Annotated in this window: 1 protein-coding gene; it reads right to left on the bottom strand. The window is 40.8% G+C overall.

Annotated elements, in window-relative coordinates:
- Positions 1-223, bottom strand: a 223-nt coding sequence (locus ABR397_RS24555; protein ID WP_350307954.1) for a hypothetical protein, incomplete at both ends; no start/stop codon positions are given.

The following is a 223-nucleotide window of genomic DNA, read 5'->3' as shown; positions in this document are numbered from 1 at the left end:
CGGTCGTTCTTTGACATTAACTTCCGAGACAGTTTTAATGTCATAAGGAAGGGCGGTATTGATGTTGATACTGTCTTTGAAATCAGCAACAATGCTACCCTTTGCGATAATACTTGCCGGCTCAATGACATCGTCCTCGTCATTCAAGGTCTGAGTTTCGCCTGATTTTTCGTAAGGATAGACTGTCGGGACGGGTTCAAGTTTAAGATCATAAATAATAAAA

Origin of the sequence: Photorhabdus viridis, assembly GCF_040256935.1 — a bacterium.
GTDB lineage: Bacteria > Pseudomonadota > Gammaproteobacteria > Enterobacterales > Enterobacteriaceae > Photorhabdus > Photorhabdus viridis.
This window is presented reverse-complemented; position numbering and strand designations above follow the sequence as displayed.